This is a genomic window from Nostoc sp. FACHB-280, assembly GCF_014697615.1.
Taxonomy (GTDB): domain Bacteria; phylum Cyanobacteriota; class Cyanobacteriia; order Cyanobacteriales; family Nostocaceae; genus Nostoc_B.
In genome coordinates, this window is the sequence record NZ_JACJSD010000044.1 from 44,632 (window position 1) to 63,653 (window position 19,022).

General features: G+C 42.0%; 14 protein-coding genes. 7 read left to right on the top strand and 7 right to left on the bottom strand.

The features are described from left to right. Positions 1 to 7 precede the first annotated feature (7 nt). From H6G75_RS25620 to H6G75_RS25640, 5 genes are all read left to right on the top strand, one after another. Positions 8 to 385, top strand: a complete 378-nt coding sequence (locus tag H6G75_RS25620) for a PleD family two-component system response regulator (RefSeq protein ID WP_190982738.1) — start codon at positions 8 to 10, stop codon at positions 383 to 385. Positions 386 to 389: 4 nt separating this feature from the next. Further along, entirely contained in the window at positions 390 to 887 is a 498-nt protein-coding gene (locus H6G75_RS25625) for a chemotaxis protein CheW (RefSeq protein WP_190982739.1), read from the top strand. A gap of 61 nt (positions 888 to 948) precedes the next feature. Then, complete coding sequence (locus tag H6G75_RS25630; RefSeq protein ID WP_190982740.1) at positions 949 to 3,243, top strand: methyl-accepting chemotaxis protein; 2,295 nt, start codon at positions 949 to 951, stop codon at positions 3,241 to 3,243. Positions 3,244 to 3,324: 81 nt separating this feature from the next. Further along, positions 3,325 to 6,390, top strand: a complete 3,066-nt coding sequence (locus H6G75_RS25635) for a hybrid sensor histidine kinase/response regulator (RefSeq protein WP_190982741.1) — start codon at positions 3,325 to 3,327, stop codon at positions 6,388 to 6,390. Between the two features lie 296 nt (positions 6,391 to 6,686). Then, entirely contained in the window at positions 6,687 to 6,965 is a 279-nt protein-coding gene (locus tag H6G75_RS25640; protein ID WP_190982742.1) for a hypothetical protein, read from the top strand. A 59-nt stretch (positions 6,966 to 7,024) separates the two neighbouring features. Here H6G75_RS25640 and H6G75_RS25645 read toward each other — a convergent pair whose 3' ends face one another. The 7 genes from H6G75_RS25645 to H6G75_RS25675 all read right to left on the bottom strand — a co-directional run bounded on the left by H6G75_RS25645 (position 7,025) and on the right by H6G75_RS25675 (position 15,428). Continuing rightward, positions 7,025 to 7,939 (bottom strand): ion channel, encoded by a 915-nt coding sequence (locus H6G75_RS25645; protein WP_190982743.1) that lies wholly within the window; start codon positions 7,937 to 7,939, stop codon positions 7,025 to 7,027. 275 nt (positions 7,940 to 8,214) lie between these two features. Then, complete coding sequence (locus H6G75_RS25650; RefSeq protein WP_190982744.1) at positions 8,215 to 9,354, bottom strand: hypothetical protein; 1,140 nt, start codon at positions 9,352 to 9,354, stop codon at positions 8,215 to 8,217. A 377-nt stretch (positions 9,355 to 9,731) separates the two neighbouring features. Further along, entirely contained in the window at positions 9,732 to 10,592 is an 861-nt protein-coding gene (locus H6G75_RS25655; protein ID WP_190982745.1) for a nitrate ABC transporter ATP-binding protein, read from the bottom strand. A 99-nt stretch (positions 10,593 to 10,691) separates the two neighbouring features. Continuing rightward, a complete protein-coding gene (locus H6G75_RS25660) occupies positions 10,692 to 11,012 on the bottom strand; it encodes a hypothetical protein (protein ID WP_190982746.1) in 321 nt (106 codons plus the stop codon). Positions 11,013 to 11,033: 21 nt separating this feature from the next. Then, entirely contained in the window at positions 11,034 to 13,037 is a 2,004-nt protein-coding gene (locus H6G75_RS25665; protein WP_190982747.1) for a nitrate ABC transporter ATP-binding protein, read from the bottom strand. A gap of 132 nt (positions 13,038 to 13,169) precedes the next feature. After that, entirely contained in the window at positions 13,170 to 14,009 is an 840-nt protein-coding gene (gene ntrB / locus H6G75_RS25670; RefSeq protein ID WP_190982748.1) for a nitrate ABC transporter permease, read from the bottom strand. A gap of 39 nt (positions 14,010 to 14,048) precedes the next feature. Further along, complete coding sequence (locus H6G75_RS25675) at positions 14,049 to 15,428, bottom strand: CmpA/NrtA family ABC transporter substrate-binding protein (protein ID WP_190982749.1); 1,380 nt, start codon at positions 15,426 to 15,428, stop codon at positions 14,049 to 14,051. A 549-nt stretch (positions 15,429 to 15,977) separates the two neighbouring features. Here H6G75_RS25675 and H6G75_RS25680 point away from each other — a divergent pair. Next, the gene (locus H6G75_RS25680; protein WP_190982750.1) at positions 15,978 to 16,847 is read left to right on the top strand and encodes an endonuclease/exonuclease/phosphatase family protein; all 870 of its coding nucleotides are present in this window, start codon (positions 15,978 to 15,980) and stop codon (positions 16,845 to 16,847) included. Between the two features lie 229 nt (positions 16,848 to 17,076). Continuing rightward, positions 17,077 to 18,534: a YdiU family protein gene (locus tag H6G75_RS25685; RefSeq protein ID WP_190982751.1), complete on the top strand. Its 1,458-nt coding sequence runs from the start codon at positions 17,077 to 17,079 to the stop codon at positions 18,532 to 18,534. The last annotated feature ends 488 nt before the right edge of the window (positions 18,535 to 19,022 follow it).

The following is a 19,022-nucleotide window of genomic DNA, read 5'->3' on the forward strand; positions in this document are numbered from 1 at the left end:
ATGAGGAGTGAGTTTGACTTTGGTTGGCACAATTTTAATTGTTGAAGATTCGCCCAGCGAACTAGAATTGATGAGCCATTATCTCAAAGAAAGTGGCTATAACGTGATCAAAGCCAGTGGTGCAAAAGAAGCTTTAGAGCAAGCTATTGCACAAACACCAGATGTAATTGTAACTGATGTTGTTATGCCAGGAATGAGTGGTTTTGAGTTATGCCGTTCCCTGAAAAAAAATCCAGAAACCCAAAAGTTACCCATAGTTATTTGTAGCTCAAAAAATCTCGAAATTGATAGATTATGGGCTATGAAACAAGGTGCAGATGTGTATCTGACTAAACCATACACCAGAGAACAGTTATTAAGAGCTATTAAATCAGTGGTGCTTTAAATCAATGAATCATCCTAACGTCATCCTTGCGGAAAAACCTCTCCAAAATAATCTAGGAGATGGCTATTTAAAGTTTCAGCTAAATCAACAAACGGCGGCAATATTAGCAATGAATCACACTCAAGAAGCTGTGATTTTGCCTGTAGAAGCAATAACTCCAATGCCCAATATGCCAGGATGTATTTTAGGCTTAATGAATTGGCGCAGTCGGATAATTTGGGCAATTGATTTACCCCGAATGCTCAATTTAGAAGCGATAGATACAAGAAGGCAACAGTATAATGTCATTGTGATTAAGGTAGAATCACTGCTTTTAGGTTTAGTTGTACAAGAAATCAAAGGAACAACTAAAATTTTGGTTGATGAAATTCATTCTCCAATTGGGCAAGTAGCATCTAGTTTAGTTCCTTATTTGCGTGGATGTGTTGTGCAGCAAGAAGAAATTTTACTGGCATTAGATGCACAAGCAATTGTACAATCTTCTATTCTCCGCAGTGATTAAGTTATCTGGTAACGGATAGCTTTAAATATTTTTTGATGTACCTATGCAGGAGAAGTTCAGAATGTTTAATAAGACTGACACGGCTAAGAGTGGTGATAGAAAAAATCGTGCTTCGTTAATTGCATCTACCAAGATTTCTGCGAATAAAATACCCCTGAAGGCTAGTTCTCAGATAGCGAATTCTGATGGAGAAACACAGCCAAATTTAGGTGGACAGTTAAAAAGGCTGAGTTTAGAAACAAAAGCAACAATTTTAGCGATCGCCATCAGTACTATACCAGCCTTATTCATTGGTGCGATCGCCTACCATTTAACTAGTAAATCCTTAACCAAGCAAATTACCCAATCTCAAACGACAGAAGCTGTTGATTTAACTGAAAAAATTAACCGCTTTATGTCTGACAGGTATGGAGATATTCAAATACTGGCTAACTCGCCTTTATTTGCCAATGGCAACCTCACCAGCAAGACTAATAATCAAGAAAAGCAAGCATTACTTGATAAAATCCTCACCAATTATCAAAATTATAATAGTATTGCTGTCTTTGATACCGAAGGTAATGTCATTGTTCAATCTTCAGGCGAACCAATAGATAACCAAAAAGACAACAGTTATTTTCAGGCGACGCTGCTAAAAGATACGGCTGTCATTATGCAGCCAGAAAAATCTACTGATATTTATCTTGCTGCCCCAATTAAAAATAGCATCACAGGCAAAACTTTAGGCATAGTGAGAACCAGTCTGCCCACCAAAGCTTTAGCCGAAACCATCAAAAACTATACTGTTAATGGTTATCAATATGTTTTAGTAGATAATTCTGGCAAAGTTTTCTTAAGTTCACGCCCAGAATTATTAGGCAAAGAAGCAAAAGCTGAGTATCCTGGTTTAGCCAAAATTCTCGCCACCAATAATCTTGCTACACTCACAACCGTTCCCCGCAACCATCCTAAACGGCAATTAATTAGTTACGTCCCAGCACCCAAAATTGCAGGTTTATCTGATTTAAATTGGCAAGTATTACTCACCAATGATGCGGCAATTTTATATGGTACACAACAGCAATTGTTGTGGATTGTCACGATTGGTACAGCCTTGATTGGACTGATTGTAGCAGCGATCGCAGCTTGGTTGGCCAAACGTACCACACAGCCCATCATCAATGCCACAGCCGCCGTCGCTAAACTCGGACAAGGTGAACTCAACACCCGTCTCGCCTCCGAAAGAGAAGATGAGTTAGGCGTATTAAGTGCCAATATTGATCACATGGCTGCCAAATTGCAGGTGTTAGTCAACGAACAAACCGAAATTGACCACACCAAAACCCTAATTCAAGCCACATCCCCAGAAGAACGCCCCACACAAGAAGCCTTACAACTGCAACTCTTAGAACTACTCAACGATATAGAAGGTGCAGCTAGAGGTGACTTAACAGTCCGCGCTGATGTTACAGATGGCGAAATTGGGACTGTAGCCGACTTTTTCAACTCTATTGTCGAGAGTCTGCGAGATATCGTCACCCAAGTTAAACAAGCCGCCACCCAAGTCAACACCGCCATTGGTTCCAACGAAACAGCTATTCGCAAACTTGCAGACGAAGCATTGGTACAAGCCGAGGAAATTAACCGCGCCTTAGATGCTGTGGATAATATGACTCATTCTATGCAAGCGGTGGCTAATAGTGCCGAACAAGCCGCTACCGTGGCGAATAACGCCGCCCAAAATGCTTCTAAGAGTGAAGAAGCGATGTATTTAACAGTGCAGAATATTCTGTCTCTGCGGGAAACTGTCGGCGAAACCGCCCAGAAAGTCAAACGTTTAGGCGAGTCTTCCCAACAAATTTCTCGCGTCGTTTCTTTAATTAATCAAATTGCGATGCAAACCAACTTACTCGCCATCAACGCAGGTATCGAAGCCGCCCGTGCTGGTGAAGAAGGACAAGGTTTTGCTGTGGTAGCCGAAGAAGTAGGTGAGTTAGCCGCCCGTAGCGCCGCAGCCACCCAAGAAATTGAACAAATTGTCGAGAACATTCAACGGGAAACTAGCGCCGTTGTGCAGGCGATAGAAATTGGTACTACCCAAGTTGGTGAAGGTGCGCGGGTAGTGGAAGAAGCCAAACAAAATCTCGGTCAGATTTTTGATGTTTCTCGTCAAATTGATTCTTTAGTACAGTCTATTTCTTCTGCAACCGCATCTCAAGTGCAAACATCGCAAACGGTGAGCTTGTTAATGAAAGAAATCGCTGCCATTTCTCAGCGTACCAGAGATTCTTCTAGCTCTGTTTGCCAATCTCTCAAACAAACTGTTGAGATTTCTCATAAGTTGCAAGAGACTGTTGAGACTTTTAAAGTGAATTGATTTTGTCATTTGTCATTTGTTCTTTGTTTACGAATGACAAATGACAAGTGACTAATGACCAATAAATAATTATTAAAAACAATGTCACAAGATAAAGAATTAGAAATCCAGATGCAATTTCTGGAAGAAGCGACAGATTACCTCAATACCTTGGAGGGAGTCTTGCTGGAAATTGATACCAGCCATCGCATAGATTTAGAAAAAATTAATGGCGCACTCCGGGCTGCCCACTCCATTAAAGGTGGTGCAGCAATGATGGGATTTCGGGTGTTAAGTGATTTAGCACACCGTTTAGAAGATGCTTTTAAAGTTTTAAAAACCCACAAAACTTCTCTAGAAATTGACCAACAATTGCAAAGTTTATTGCTTTCGGCAATTGATTGGATGCGGCAAATTGTCGACTTACTCTCAACTCAAAGTGCTATAGAAGAAGAATGGTTAACAAGTTTTTGTTATCCAATTTTTGATGAACTACATCAACGTTTGGGTGATCCTACTCCCGAAGATGCGACAACAATGTTGTCCCCAGAAGATGGGCAGAATATTATTCCTTTATTATTTGAAACCGAAGTCGAAGGTTGTTTGCAACGTTTAGAATCTGTTTTGGCTGATAGTCAACAACCTTGTTTGCAAGAAGAAGTGGCTATTATGGCCGCTGAATTAGGCGGTTTAGGAGAAATGCTGCAATTGTCAGCCTTTAGCCAATTGTGTGATTCTATTAAACAAACTATCGAATCTGCGGCACCAGAACGCATCTCAGGCATTGCTCAAATTGCATTGCAAACATGGCGGCGATCGCAAGCTTTAGTTTTAACCAATCAACTCGACAGTCTACCTAGAGCCATTGAGTTGAGTGAAATACCAACTACTTCCACAACTTATAATCAAACCGCGCCACTGTCAACCGCAGATGCGATCGCTCAATTCTTGGCTACAGATAACGGCATTTACCCAGAAATAGAATTTGTCGAAACACCCATAATTCACCCAGAACCTGAAATAGTCACCAGTAATTTGATACCTTTAGAGGCAGAGATTTCTGCTGTCAATCTGCCGGAAATCAACAATCTTATTGCTGAACATAAAAATGAACCAATTACTCCTAATAAAGACCGCGAACATGCTGAAAATACAGTCCGAGTTCCTAGCAGACAACTAGAACAAATTAATGATTTATTTAGTGAACTAATTGTGCAGAGAAATGGTCTGCATTCGCAACTTGAAAAATTACGTAACCTCTCACGCAATCTCGGACAGCGAGTGCAGAATCTGGATCGGGAAAATCAAGAATTACGCATAGCATATAACCGCGTGCTATCAGCTAGTATCCGGCAAAATAACGGTTCAGAAACAGATACTCAGCAACGCCAGTCCGCTCAAGTCGGGGAACCCGCCCACGCGGCTGGCTCCTCAGCAATCAGCGAGAAGTTGCGTGCGGGGGTTCCCCCCGTTGAGCAAACTTCGGTGACTCAGCAATTATCCACTACTCATAACTCTCTCCAAGAAATTCATTTGCGATCGCAAGATATCGCCGAAACAATTGTTCAAGTGCAAGAAGTCTCCACCGACATTCAATTAAGTGTCGATGATGCTGACCAAATTGCTCGCAAATTAAACAAAACATCCAAGCAATTACAAACCAAACTCAATCAAGTGCGGATGCGGCCAATCTCCGAGTTAGTTGAGCGGTTTCCCAGAGCCATCCGCGACTTAAATGTCGAGTATGGCAAGAATGTCCAGCTAAAAATTGAAGGTGGCAATACTTTAATTGAACGCAGCATTTTAGAAGCATTAAATGACCCCTTAATGCACTTATTAAGAAATGCTTTTGATCATGGCATTGAAGAACCAGCCACCCGCCGCAACTTAGGTAAACCAGAACAAGGATTAATCGAAATTCACGCCATTCATCGCAGCAATCGGACTATTATTAGTATGCGCGATGATGGACGCGGAATCTCTTTAGAAAAAATCCGTTCCCGTGCCTTAACAATGGGGTTAGATAGTTCACTATTAGAAAGTGCTAGTGATGATGAACTACTATCGCTAATCTTTGAACCAGGGTTTAGTACCTCCGAAAAAGTCACCGCCTTATCTGGCCGTGGTGTAGGGATGGATGTGGTACGCAACAACCTGAAACTAGTGCGTGGCGATATTACAGTTGATACTGAACCCGGCGTTGGTACGACTTTCACCTTATCAGTACCGTTTACCTTATCTGTAGCAAGAGTGCTGTTAGTCGAAACGGGTAAAATATTGCTGGCATTTCCCACCGATGTGGTATCCGAAATATTTTTACTCCAAAGCGATCGCATCATCTCAATGGGAGGTAGCGAAGTCCTCAACTGGCAAGGTACAATGCTGCCATTGATTCGCCTAGGACAATATCTGCAATTTAATTGTCCCCGCTACGACAGTCCTGAACTGGAAACTCCCGCCGCTATTAACGCCAGCAGTGTCTTAATCGTTAAAGGTAACAATCAAACCGTCGCCATTCAAGTAGACCGTTGTTGGGGTGAACAAGAAGTTGCTATCCGTCAAGTTGAAGGAAATATACCTTTACCAGAAGGCTTTAGTAACTGCACAATTCTTGGTGATGGCCGAGTCGTGGCATTAGTCAGTGCGAATGAATTACTCTATTGGATTGCTACCAATCAAAATACCCCGAAAAACAATCAATTACCCGCTGTCAGATTAAAAACACCATTCCTGTTCGTTGACAGTGAAAAACTCGCAGCCTTACCAGCCAAACCCAAAGGCAAGATTTTAATCATTGATGACTCCATTAATGTCCGCCGTTTCTTAGCACTGACTCTAGAAAAAGGTGGCTATCAAGTAGAACAAGCAAAAGATGGTCAAGACGCTTTAGAAAAACTCGAAACAGGTTTGCAAATTGCCGCCGTCATTTGTGATATTGAAATGCCACGCCTTGACGGGTATGGATTTTTAGGCAAAGTCAAAAACAATGGTGATTTTAAAAATATCCCCGTTGCTATGCTGACTTCCCGCAGTAGCGATAAACATAAACAACTAGCAATGCAGCTAGGTGCTAGAGCCTATTTTTCTAAACCTTACAACGAACAAGAACTACTCCGTACCCTAGAACAACTCATTGGTAATGTAGCAGAAAGCGCAGCTTCTAATTAAATCTAAAAAATATTTTTAGGGTTCTATCCCACTAGATACCCGGCTTCTCAACGAAGTCGGGTATTTGTCTGAAATCGTCTCTAACTGAGACAAATTGCATAATAGACGCTAAATACTCTGTTAGATAGACAGTAAATCTTGAGTGAAGTACACCATTTTACTCTCAAATTCTAGAGATAGTTAGCACCGTCTAACAATTCCAAATACCTGTATCTGTGCTTACTTTGTCTTTACACAATATGTGCTAAAGTTTCTCAACTACTGGTTTTTATTAAATTCGCAAAATTTAAAGAATTATGGCAGAGCAATCAGACTTTCTCTCCAATCTCTCTGATTTTCTTTATCCTCGCAGTTGTTATTACGGTCAATTCAAACCAGAATACCTACTCTTTAACGCGAGTCTACAAGAATTTGCTCAAAGAGTTAGCTACATTAGTAACTTGCAAACTAACGGTAAACTTTCACCAGAAGAAGCTTACCAGCAAATTAAGACTTTGTGGAAACAATTAAAAAGTGCAAAAAAACAACTAGAAATTACCAAAGAGGCATTTAGTAGCAATAATCCTCAACAATAATACATCACTTTTAATAAAAGCTTTTTGTTCCTCTGGGTTGAAACCCATAGCACTCGGCTTTACTCCAACGGTAAAACATCATGGAAATGGTTGTAGTCGATGTAACGATGTCCCTCAGATGTGTGATGCAGGATATCGACAAATCGATGATTCCATAAAATCTCATTAGTCCCATAGCTATGACGTGCATGAACAACTTGTGCCACTGTTTCATCAATGCCTGTTAAAGAGATCATCAATACACTATTGGCTTGACTTAAAGATTCGGGTGTCACACCATATAAAGGACTAGATTCATCAATGACGTGCATAACTGACCAACTTAAGGCAAAGCCAGGGGTTTGCTGTCGTACAAGTTTGAGGTCATAAATGCGTCGCATAAACTCACCTTCGGCGGTAATTTCATCACGCATTAGATAAACCCGCATCTGCGCTTCCAAAATTAAATTACGTCGCTGGTTGGCGCTGCGAAACATGAGAGTAGGGGCTTGTTCATAGGGAACAATGACAGCCACACGGCTAAAAATGACACGGGCTGTTGGCCGAGAAAACCGCGCAAAGGCCAACCCCGTCATCATGGCAATTCCCATCACACCTGCGATCGCCTCAATTGTCACAATAATATTGGCATAATTTGTCTTGGGATACATTGCCCCGTAACCAATAGATGCCAGAGTTTGCACACTAAAGAAAAAAACATCTAAAAAAGACCCAGGACGGGCATTAGCAATGCAATCTCCGCCTAATAAATACGCCAAAGCAAATAGGGTATTAATAGCTACATAAAAAACAAAAATTACTAGTACAAATCCAGACCAGGGAATTGTCAAGAGTAAATGGTAGGGATCGCGCCAATAGGAGTGCCAAACACCTAAACCCATAATCTCAACATTCCCATTGCGATACTTGAGGTGGACAATGGGTTGTGAACGCTGTCGTTGCTGGCGTGCAGGTTTTTTAAATTGAAATTTCATTGGTGTAGATATAGCGGTTCTTATCCTAGTGAGCTATAAGCAATAATAATTAACCGCAGATAAACGCAGATGACAACAGATGAATTTGTACATCTATAGCGGTAGTCAGATATGTTAGGGCAATTTGAAAACTTGAACGCCAGGCATAGTAAGACTTTCCCTCCTGTCTCCTGCTATATAGACTAGGAAATGCTATAAAAACAATCTGATTTATGCAAGAGGTTTATCAAATCCCATTAAAAAGGGTGTTAAAAATTTTAACCGAAATGTATTTCTTACACCCCATTCTCAACTACCGATTCCTCACTCCCCAAATCTAAAACAGTAATATCCAACTCTTGGTTATGAGTTTCTACAACGGGTTTTCGGATTCTGTAAGGAATTTCTTCGATCGCCAAGTTTTCGTTGTCGAGGTCATCGTAAATTAGCTGCAAATGTTTTTCATTCAGATGATGAATGATTTTACCACTGTATTTACTGGCATCGGCACCTAAACCTTGGATACGAATTAAACCATTAAATACAGTTGCCCTGGCTAAATAAATTACTGGGTCATCACGGAAGGGGAGATTGACGGTAGTTGTAGCGGTGAGATGCGCCATCCCTCTTTCATCCATTTCTTTGCCTAAAGCTATGGCCGTTTTTTCCAGTCCGCGAATAGCGACGATCGCAGCTGCCACAGCCATTGTAATATCTGTACCATCGTCAGCTAAAATCTTCTGGAATGAGAGAAACTCGTAATTTTCCTCGCCGATGTCACGGCGTAGGCGTTGATGGACGATGTTGCGGGGATTGAAATGTGTCAGTGCGCCGACAATCGCCCCACAAGCCGCACGAGGTTCGCGCCACAAAGATTCTTGGGTTTTGCCGTAGATGAGTTGTTCGCCTAAATCTAAACGTCCGACATGGGTTTTTAAATCAAGGGCAGCCAGAATAAAAGATTGGGGATTACCTGCATAAATTTGGCTACGCCAAGTTTCATCTAATTGATGGGCGATGGTAACGTGGGCTAAGGTTGCGCCATCATCAGTACCGCCACCAGTGGGGAAAAACGTCTCTGTTTTTAACTCACCAATTTCTGATAAAGTGGCAAAGCGGGAAGCAACCACATCACGATAAGTTCTGGTTGACTCGCCTTGGTGAATGCGATCGCCACAGTTAGTATATGCCAATGTGGTGACAACACTGGGTAAACTCAAATCGGCCGCACAAGCTTTTAAATCCGAAATACTCGCCCCAGCAAATTGTAATTCATCTCGGAGTATTTGCAGACCATTCACCAGAGTATAGCGATCGCTGACAATTTCATTTAAGTAAATACTTTTTGCACTATCCTCTTGTCCAAATCTGGCAGATAGTTTCCAAAACTTGTCAATTCTGGCACTCGCTAAAGATGGATCAAATGCTGAAAACATAAGTATTTGGCGGTAATAACGGGGTAAAGAAGAAGTCAGGAGTCAGAGGTGTAATTTCAACCTGCCACTGTATAGAATTTATGATGAATTTCGGCCTTTAGTTTATATGTAAACAATTTGTGCTGAATTTTGATCCCAAATTTCTAGAGATTTTGTATACACCGTCTCTACAATTACTCCGGTTGGTGAATCTCGACACTTCGACAAGCTCAGTGCATCGCTTCGCTCGATTACCGCGCAGTCGAACCGGTTGGTGAGCGTAGTCGAACCACTGCATTCTCTCTTCAAAGATAAAAAAGAAAGCAAAAGATAAAAGGTAAAATAACTTACCCTTTATCTTTTGCTATATAGCTAACCTTTGTCGTCGGGAGAAACTCTTAACCCACATCATCGTGAGCAAAACGGTTGAAGAGGAAGTCTAAGGCATAGTTACGCAGCTTGTAATATTGTGGATCTTCCATGATGCGGGCGCGATCGCGGGGCCGAGAAAAAGGAATTTCCATGACTTCACCAATTTTTGCGTGAGGGCCATTGGTCATCATCACTAATTTGTCTGCTAAAAATAACGCCTCATCAATATCATGGGTAATCATTAACACTGTGCAACGGTTATCATTCCAAATTTTCAGCAGTTCTTCTTGTAATTCTTCTTTAGTAATCGCATCTAACGCCCCGAAAGGTTCATCTAAAATCAGCACCTTGGGACGAATTGCCAAAGCCCGCGCAATGGAAACGCGCTGTCTCATCCCGCCAGACATTTGCATTGGCTTTTTCTCCATTGCGTCAGCCAGCCCCACCATAGCCAAATGATCACGGACAATTGCTCTTTTTTCCGCTTCCATTTTGTTGGGGTAAACTGCATTCACCGCTAAGTAGATATTTTCAAACGCAGTCCGCCAAGGTAACAGGGCGTAGTTTTGAAACACAACCATCCGGTCTGGGCCTGGTTTGGTGATGGGTTGACCTTCCAGTAAAACTTGCCCAGTTGTGGGAAAGTTAAAACCAGACACCATGTTGAGCAGTGTAGACTTGCCACAACCAGAGTGACCAATCACACAAATAAATTCACCTTGGTTTACCTGGAGATTCACCCCATCTAGTACAGTAAAGGGGCCTTTCTTCGTGGGGTAAACTTTGCTGACATCTCTAATTTCGAGGAAAGCTCTGCTGTTATCTGTCAATGTTGGTAAGGGTTTTCTAGAAGTACTGGTGACGGTGGACAAATTGCGGTTTTGCATGGCGGGGAATGAGGGGTGAAGGGTGAAGTAGGTTGGGGGGAATGTAGCGTGACGTTTTAATTTTTGTTTGATCCCCCCAACCCCCCTTAAAAAGGGGGGCTAATCATCTTTTTTGATTACCCCCTTTTTAAAGGGGTCGCCGTAGGCGGGGGGATCTTCAACGATGAAGTTCAGAACTTGGTGAATGAACCTTTTATCTTCAACGATGAGGTTTTGAGGTTCATTGTTTAACCTTTGAGGTTCGACGATGAGGTTCTGAGCTTGGTGAATGAACCTTTTATCTTCAACGATGAAGTTCCAAGGCTCATCATTCAACCTTTTATCCTCAACGATGAAGATCCAAGGTTCATCGTTTAATTTTTGAGGCTCATTGTTGAACCTTTTATGTTCAACGATGAGGTTCTGAGGTTCATCGTTCAAGCTCAGAGGCTCAACTGTCAGTTACGCAACTCTTCTAGTGGGTGAATCAAGAATAACTTCAGCAATGGAAAAGTCGCGTTTAATGTGCAAGCTGTTGAGGTAGGCAATAGGATCATCAGCGTTAAAGGGAGTACCATCAAATAATTGAATGGGTTGGCGAGTGTAGCTGATATCTAAACCTAATTCCCTGGCGGCAGTACTGAAAACGCGCACCCGACAAATTCGTTCCACAACTTCTACCCAATTTCTGGGGAAGGGAGTATCACCCCAACGCGCCAACTGAGTCATAATCCAAATTTGTTCTGTGCGGCTGGGGCGGTTAATAGCCGACTCAGAGTAAAACTGGTGGTGGGCGTAGTCCCGTAAGGGATGGTCTAAGTCACAAGTCAGGTTATTCGGGTCTTCTAGCTGGATGTAGTCTAAATCAGTGCTGACGTAATCTCTTCCCGCCACAATTCTTCTAACTTCTTCGGTGTTTTGGGGATCTGCACAGTATTGGCAAGCTTCTAACAACGCTTTGGTTAAAGCAATATGGGTGTTAGGATACATTTCTGCCCAATCTTCCCGCACACCGAGAACTTTACCGGGGTGTCCTAACCAAACTTCTAAGTCTGTGGCGATGGTAAAGCCGACATTTTCCACGGCGGCGCGGTAATTCCAAGGTTCACCCACACAGTAACCGTCAATACTCTTGTTTTGCAAGTCAGCGACCATCTGGGCGGGTGGAATAATGTGCATATCCACATCCGTATCTGGGTCAATACCACCAGCCGCCAACCAATAACGTAGCAACATATTGTGCATGGAGGCGGGATGGACTACGCCCATTGTGTGGCGTTGTTCGCGGGTGCGGAGTAAGTAATTTTTGAAGTCTGATAAGGTGCGGACACCTTCATCATAAAAGCGTTTGGCTAAGGTAATGGCGTTACCATTGCGGGTCATAGTGAGGGCGGTAACAACGGGCAGGGGTTGGTTTTTATACCCGCCCAAGGTTAACCACATGGGCATCCCGGAAGGCATTTGGGCTGCATCTATATAACCACCAGTGATACCATCTACAATACCCCGCCAGCTAGTTTCCCGGACTAAGTTAACTTCATCTAAACCATGCTTGGCAAAGAAACCTTTTTCTTTGGCGACAGCGAGGGGGGCGCAGGCGGTGAGGGGTAGGAAGCCAATTTCTAAGTTAACTTTTTCTAAACCGTGGCGAGAAATGGCGGCTGTTTTCCGCGCCCGAATTTTCTTAATGCGTTTTTGCTGGTTGAGGAAGTAAATCATCTCACTCCGCAAGCTGTAGTAGCTTGGGTGTTCGACAACTTCCATCCGTTTACGGGGACGGGGGATATCTACTTCTAAGATGTCGCCAATTTTCGATTCGGGGCCGTTGGTCAACATGACAATTCTGTCAGACAACAGCACAGCTTCATCTACGTCGTGAGTCACCATTACCGCAGTGACTTCATTTTCTTCGCAGATTTGCATTAACTGTTCTTGTAAGTTACCCCGTGTTAGAGCATCTAACGCTCCAAAGGGTTCATCTAACAGTAATAGTTTAGGACGGATTGCCAAGGCGCGTGCGATCGCTACCCGTTGTTTCTGTCCCCCCGATAACATTCCTGGCTGTTTGTCGGCGTGGGGACGCAAACCTACCATATCTATATGTTTTTCAACAATTGCCTTGCGTTCTGCCGCAGGTAAACCATTCATTACCGAGTCTACCGCCAAGGCAATATTTTCTCTCACTGTCCGCCAAGGTAACAGCGAATAATTTTGGAATACCACCATCCGGTCTGGCCCTGGCTTGGTGATTTTTTGTCCTTGCAGCGTCACCACACCATCAGTCGGCAAATCCAAACCCGCAATCATATTTAATAATGTGGATTTACCGCAACCAGAGTGACCAATTAAAGAAACAAACTCACCTTTTTTAATTTGTAGGTCAATACCTTTTAAAGCAATATATTGACCGCCGCCACTTAAATTAAATACCTTATCAATTTGATCAACAGCAACAAATACTGACATGGCTTTAAAGTCTGAAGTATAAAGTCTGAAGTGTGAAATAGAGAGTCGGGAGTGGGGAGTAGGGAGTGGAAGAGATAGGAGGAATATAAATTATTCTTTCCTCCTGCCTCCTGCCTTCTGCCTCCTGCCTTCTTACTTTTGTTCTGCTGGTAAAATCAGGTTCTGTAACCAAGCCATGAATTTGTCGAGTAATAAACCAACGACACCGATATAAACCAGAGCCAAAATTACTTCACTCACGTCGTTATTTTGGTAAGCATCCCAGATAAAGAAGCCAATGCCAACGATACCAGACATAACGATTTCTGCCGCGATAATCGCTAACCAAGCCAAACCAATCGCAATTCTTAAGCCAGTGAAGATGTAAGGTAAAGCAGCCGGAATCAAAATGTTAAAGAAGTATTCTTTACGGCTGAGTTGCAGAACTTTAGCAACGTTGTTGTAATCTTGGGGAATTTGAGTTACACCAACCGCAGTGTTAATTAAGATTGGCCAAATTGCGGTGATGAAAATTACGAATAATGCTGCTGGTTCGTTTTGGCGCAATGCTGCTAAGGAAATGGGAACCCAAGCCAAAGGAGGTACAGTTCTTAATAGTTGAAACAGTGGGTCTAAAGCTTTGGACATGGTTTGATTCACACCAATTAAAATGCCCAAACCAATACCAACCACCGCCGCTAATGTGTAACTAATAGCCACCCGTTGCAAACTAGCTAAAATTTGCCAGAACAGACCTTTATCAATACCGCCTCTGTCATAGAAAGGCCAAAAAATGAGTACCCAGGTATCTTGCACGACTTGAATTGGCCCTGGCAATGTGGCACCAGGAAGCCAAGCAAATAATTGCCACAGTCCGAGGAAGATTAAAATTGCGATCGCAGGTGGTACGATATTCGGCAATTGTTTTTGCAGTTGCGAGATAAAACTATTATCTAACCTGGGGCTACTTGGTCTTTTCTGTGCAATTGTCATGATTTTTCTCTCAATTAACTAATGACTAATGACTAATGACTAAACACTCACTTTTTTAACCTTGAGGCTCTTGAGATATGCTTCGGGATTTTCAGGGTCAAATTTCACGCCATCAAAAAATTCTTCTACGCCGCGAGATGTGCTTGAGGGAATATCAGCCGCCGCGATACCTGCTTCTTTTGCTGCTTCTTTCCAAATATCTTCGCGGTTAACTTTATTAATCAGTTCTTTGGCCTTCGCTGCATTATTGGCGAGGTAATCTTTGGGTAAGAATCCCCAACGCACGTTTTCAGTGATGAACCACAAATCATGACTCTTGTAGGGATAAGACACGCTACCTTTGCCATCTTTCCAGTAATAAGCAGCCATTGATTTATCGTCAATTTTCCGACCATCACCCATGTCATATTTACCTTGATATGGGTCTGCTAAAATTTCGGGTGTAGGTAAGTTGAAATAATTTCTACCAGCGAGAATTGCAGCAGCTTCTTTGCGGTTGTCAAAGTTATCCAACCACTGTTGCGCCTCCATAATGCCTTTTAAAATTGCTTTTGTGGCTTTGGGATTTTTATCAACCCAGTCAGCGCGGATGGCTAAATATTCTTCTGGGTGATTTTTCCAAATCTCTGCGGTTAACGCCGCCATAAAACCAATTTTATCTTGGACAATGCGATAAGGCCAGGGGTCGCCGGTGCTGAACGCATCCATTGTCCCGGTTTTCATGTTAGCGACAGTTTGCGCCGCAGGTACAGTGAGGAGTTTGACATCTGCATCGGGGTCTAAACCACCAGCAGCTAACCAATAACGAATCCACAAATCTTGGTTAACGTGGGGGAAGGTGAATGCAGCTGTGAATGGTGTAGAAGATTTGAGTTCTTTGAATAAAGACTTAGCATTAGCAACTTCCAGGCTAATTTTACCAGCGTGTTTACTAGCGATCGCAATCCCGTTTCCATGTGTCACCAACTGCGCCAACACATACATCGGGATTTTTTGATTACCCTTAGTAATTAAACCTTCGGTAATTAAATGTGGCATGGGCATTTGCCATTGTCCACCATCAATCCCACCACCCGCAGAACCAATTTCAACGTTATCCCTTGCAGAACCCCAAGAAGCTTGCTTAGAAAGGTCAACTTTGGTCATGCCATACTTAGCAAAAAAGCCTTTCTCTTTAGCAATAATTAAAGGGGCTGCCTCAACAATGGGTATATATCCTAACTTGACTGTATCTGTTTCTGGTGCTTGGTCTGGGCTAATATTCGCCACAGTTTGAGCAGTTGGCGCAGACTGAGAACTTCCACCAGTCAGGTTTTCTGGAGGGTTTCCTAAACAGCCTTTAAGAAATACTGCACTTGCAGAAGCCCCAGCTGTAACGATAAATTTGCGCCGTGAAATTTGGTTAAAAAATTCTGTCATATTATGTCTCCTCAAAAGTGAATTTAAAATTTTTTAAGCATGACAATTAACGCAAGTCGAATACAATTTCGCTTGTGGTCATTACAAAATAATTTCGAGTTATATTCAAACTAGTTACCTTAAACCGATTATTCCTAATCAAAGGCCAAGATAACTAACTAGAAATAATTGCTTGGGTTTCAGGGTTTCCTTGGGGGATCACTTAATTCGTTGAAACTTAGTTTACAGGTTTTAACGTCAAATTGGTTAACTATCCAATCATAATTCTTAAATAAATATTAGATTGATCATATAAGTAAAAATTTATTATGGGCGGCAAAGTCAACGAATAATGGCAATATATGGGAGGTTATTGATGATAACAATTAACTTTCTACAATGATGCAGTGGAAAAAACTTGATTTCTGCGACTAACCATAAATAATTTACTATGTATACGATTGTCTAAATCATATATTTTGTCTTCAAAATAAAATCTAATTGAAATAATTGATAATTACTTATGCTAAGTATTACTTTTAGTCTATAGATAATCGGGAAAAAGCGCAGATGTCAAAATCAGCACAACAAATATTTACGCCGCTACCCGTTTATAAATACGATATCTCAGGTTGGCAACCATATACACAAAAAGCTACCACCGTCAATTTAACAACTTTGACAATCGCTAGTTTTAATGTGCTTTGTGACCTCTACGAAAAAGATAAAATCGCTACTGAAAAAAGATTACCCGCAATTATTGAGCAGTTAAATCAATGTAATGCCGATATTATCGCTATTCAAGAAGCAACACCAACTTTACTAGAGTTGCTTCTATCACAAACTTGGGTACAAAAGTATTACATTTCTGAATCCAGCACAGCCGTAACCGTACGACCTTACGGTAATTTATTATTATCGCGTCTGCCTTTTACACTAGTAGAGCATCAATTTTGGGGACGCAAACGGGTATTAGTAGGAAGTTGTGAAATTAATGGTCAATTATTGCATATTACCGTCGTGCATTTAACAAGCGATCGCTCTCAAAATGCCCTAGAAAAACGCCAACATCAGCTAACCACCATACTTGCATATCTCCAAACCCTACCCGGAAGTAGCTTAATAGCTGGTGACTTCAACACGCGCGGTAACGAACAAGAAGAGATATTAACCAGTGCTGAATATATTGATATCTGGCAACAACTCAACCCCCATACACCAGGTTACACATTTGACCCCCAACGCAACGCCTTAGCCGCATTGATGAGTTTACAAGGAATACCAGTGAGGCTCGATCGCATTTTACTGCGGAGTCAAAACCATAATTGGCAACCACAGTCAATTGACTTGTTTGCTTGTGAACCAGTTGCAGGTACAGCTGGGAAAATCTATCCATCCGATCATTTTGGTCTGCGTGCAGTTCTCAAAGCAACAAATTGAAGAAGAATTCATAAGTCAGAATGCAGTCTGTGGGAGAAAAAGACCCTCCACTAATTGAAGACAACCAAATTTTAAATTTGCTAGGGGTCTGACACCAGTTGATTTATCCGTCAGTCATGCAAAATTCCATTCTTAATTCTGACTCCTGACTTCTGAATTCTGTTTCATAACACCCTCTGCCGATGTCAGAGGTACGATGAAGAGAATAATCCTTTTAAATTGGCGCGTAATGACTCTGGCTGAAACTCCCAACCAAGAAAATTCTCTTAATCCTTTGCTCACCCTCAACTATGAACCAGCCTTAGAATCTTTGGGTGATGATTACTACGACGAAGTAGCAGCAGAGGAATTTCCCCAACATATTTTGCGCTGGCGGAATGATGCACTGTTATCTGACTTAGGGCTAAATCCTCCAGCCGTGACCGATGAGGATTTTACTACTGCCTTTGGCAAATTTCAAGGACGCAAACCTCTATTAGCACTGCGCTATCACGGTTATCAATTTGGTACTTATAACCCGCAACTAGGTGATGGTAGAGGCTTTCTCTACGGTCAAGTCCGCGCTACTAATGGCGAATTATACGATTTCGGGACTAAAGGTTCTGGTAGAACACCTTACTCTCGTGGTGGCGACGGAATGCTGACACTCAAAGGCGGGGTGCGGGAAGTGTTAGCAGCCGAAGCCTTACATCAAATGGGAGTGCGTACCTCACGCTGTTTCAGCATGATTGAAACTGGTTTATCTTTGTGGCGTGGTGATGAACCTTCCCCCACCCGTTCCTCAGTTATGGTGAGAATGAGTAGTTCTCACATTCGCTTTGGTACTTTTGAACGTTTTCATTATTTACAGCGTCCTGATTTAACTCAAAAGCTATTAGACCATGTAATTGAATATTACTATCGCCACTTAGTCAACCACACAGATAAATACGCCGTATTTTATGCAGAGTTAGTCAAGCGTGTGGCTGAACTAGTGGCGCAGTGGATGGTCGCAGGTTTTTGTCATGGTGTGCTGAATACTGACAATATGTCGATTACAGGGGAAAGCTTTGACTATGGCCCTTATGCTTTTATCCCTACCTACGACCCCTATTTTACTGCTGCATATTTCGACTATTACAAACGCTATTGTTACGGTCATCAACCCAGCATTTGCCAATGGAATTTAGAAATGTTACAAGAACCATTAAAGGCAATTATTGACATAGCTGATTTGCAAGCAGGATTAGCCAGCTTTGATGATTATTATGGTGCAGAATATCGCCGTTTAATGTTGAAGAAGTTAGGTTTTGAGGAGTTGAAACATCCCGAAGCCGATGAGCTTTTAGAATTAACAATAAAATTCCTCAAAGAAAGTCAAGTTGGTTATCATCTATTTTTCTTTGAAATGGCTCGGACTTTTTCTGCTAAATGGCGAGATGACCCAGCTTCTATACTCAACAATTCAGAAATTTTACCAACCGCAGAGACTTCAGGAATTTTTGATAGTTGGTGCATACTCTACCATAAAATCTTAAATCATTTTGATTTAGATGAGATGGAAAATATAGCCAAGAATTTATCTCAGCACAATCCTCAGACTGTACTTCTTAGACCTGTAATTGAATCAATTTGGCAACCAATAGTTGAAGCAGATAACTGGCAATATTTTAAGGATTTGATTCATCAAATTCAAACTAAGCAATAGAAGTAAGTATTCAGAATACAGCAGTCAGAAGTGGTCACATTATAATGACACATAGTCTAGAAAAACCTTGATTTACCCTATATTCTGGATTCTGAAGGGTAGTTGACGACAGTTGCCTCAAGTCGAGTCAGCGCGTTGCGGTAGAGGGCTTTCCTGGCATAAGCAATGTGGCGTTAGCGCAGCAATAGCTACGCAGGAGCGTCACCCGAAGGCGTTGTAGCAGCTGGTGTGGAAAATCTTTTCAGCAGTTCCTCCTGGGGAAACCCCCAAGACCGGACTGCTTCACCACGGCACTGTCTCCTTCTGACTCCTGAATTTTTCCACCAACACAGGTAAATTCGGAAATCAAACCTGATGCCATATATAGCGGTTCTCAGTTGGGTGCAATATAGTAACAACAGTGAGTAAACCATCCAATAATGTCTTTTTTAGTCACTGCATCTAGGGCATTTGTGATAGCTTGATCTAATTCTTCGTAGGTTCTAGCA

Coding starts and splice junctions, on each gene's coding strand:
- H6G75_RS25675 (WP_190982749.1), bottom strand. CDS start 15,428: ATGACAGAATTTTTTAACCAAATTTCACGGCGCAAATTTATCGTTACA.
- H6G75_RS25645 (WP_190982743.1), bottom strand. CDS start 7,939: ATGAAATTTCAATTTAAAAAACCTGCACGCCAGCAACGACAGCGTTCA.
- ntrB (WP_190982748.1), bottom strand. CDS start 14,009: ATGACAATTGCACAGAAAAGACCAAGTAGCCCCAGGTTAGATAATAGT.
- H6G75_RS25685 (WP_190982751.1), top strand. CDS start 17,077: ATGACTCTGGCTGAAACTCCCAACCAAGAAAATTCTCTTAATCCTTTG.
- H6G75_RS25635 (WP_190982741.1), top strand. CDS start 3,325: ATGTCACAAGATAAAGAATTAGAAATCCAGATGCAATTTCTGGAAGAA.
- H6G75_RS25650 (WP_190982744.1), bottom strand. CDS start 9,354: ATGTTTTCAGCATTTGATCCATCTTTAGCGAGTGCCAGAATTGACAAG.
- H6G75_RS25625 (WP_190982739.1), top strand. CDS start 390: ATGAATCATCCTAACGTCATCCTTGCGGAAAAACCTCTCCAAAATAAT.
- H6G75_RS25655 (WP_190982745.1), bottom strand. CDS start 10,592: ATGCAAAACCGCAATTTGTCCACCGTCACCAGTACTTCTAGAAAACCC.
- H6G75_RS25640 (WP_190982742.1), top strand. CDS start 6,687: ATGGCAGAGCAATCAGACTTTCTCTCCAATCTCTCTGATTTTCTTTAT.
- H6G75_RS25665 (WP_190982747.1), bottom strand. CDS start 13,037: ATGTCAGTATTTGTTGCTGTTGATCAAATTGATAAGGTATTTAATTTA.
- H6G75_RS25630 (WP_190982740.1), top strand. CDS start 949: ATGTTTAATAAGACTGACACGGCTAAGAGTGGTGATAGAAAAAATCGT.
- H6G75_RS25680 (WP_190982750.1), top strand. CDS start 15,978: ATGTCAAAATCAGCACAACAAATATTTACGCCGCTACCCGTTTATAAA.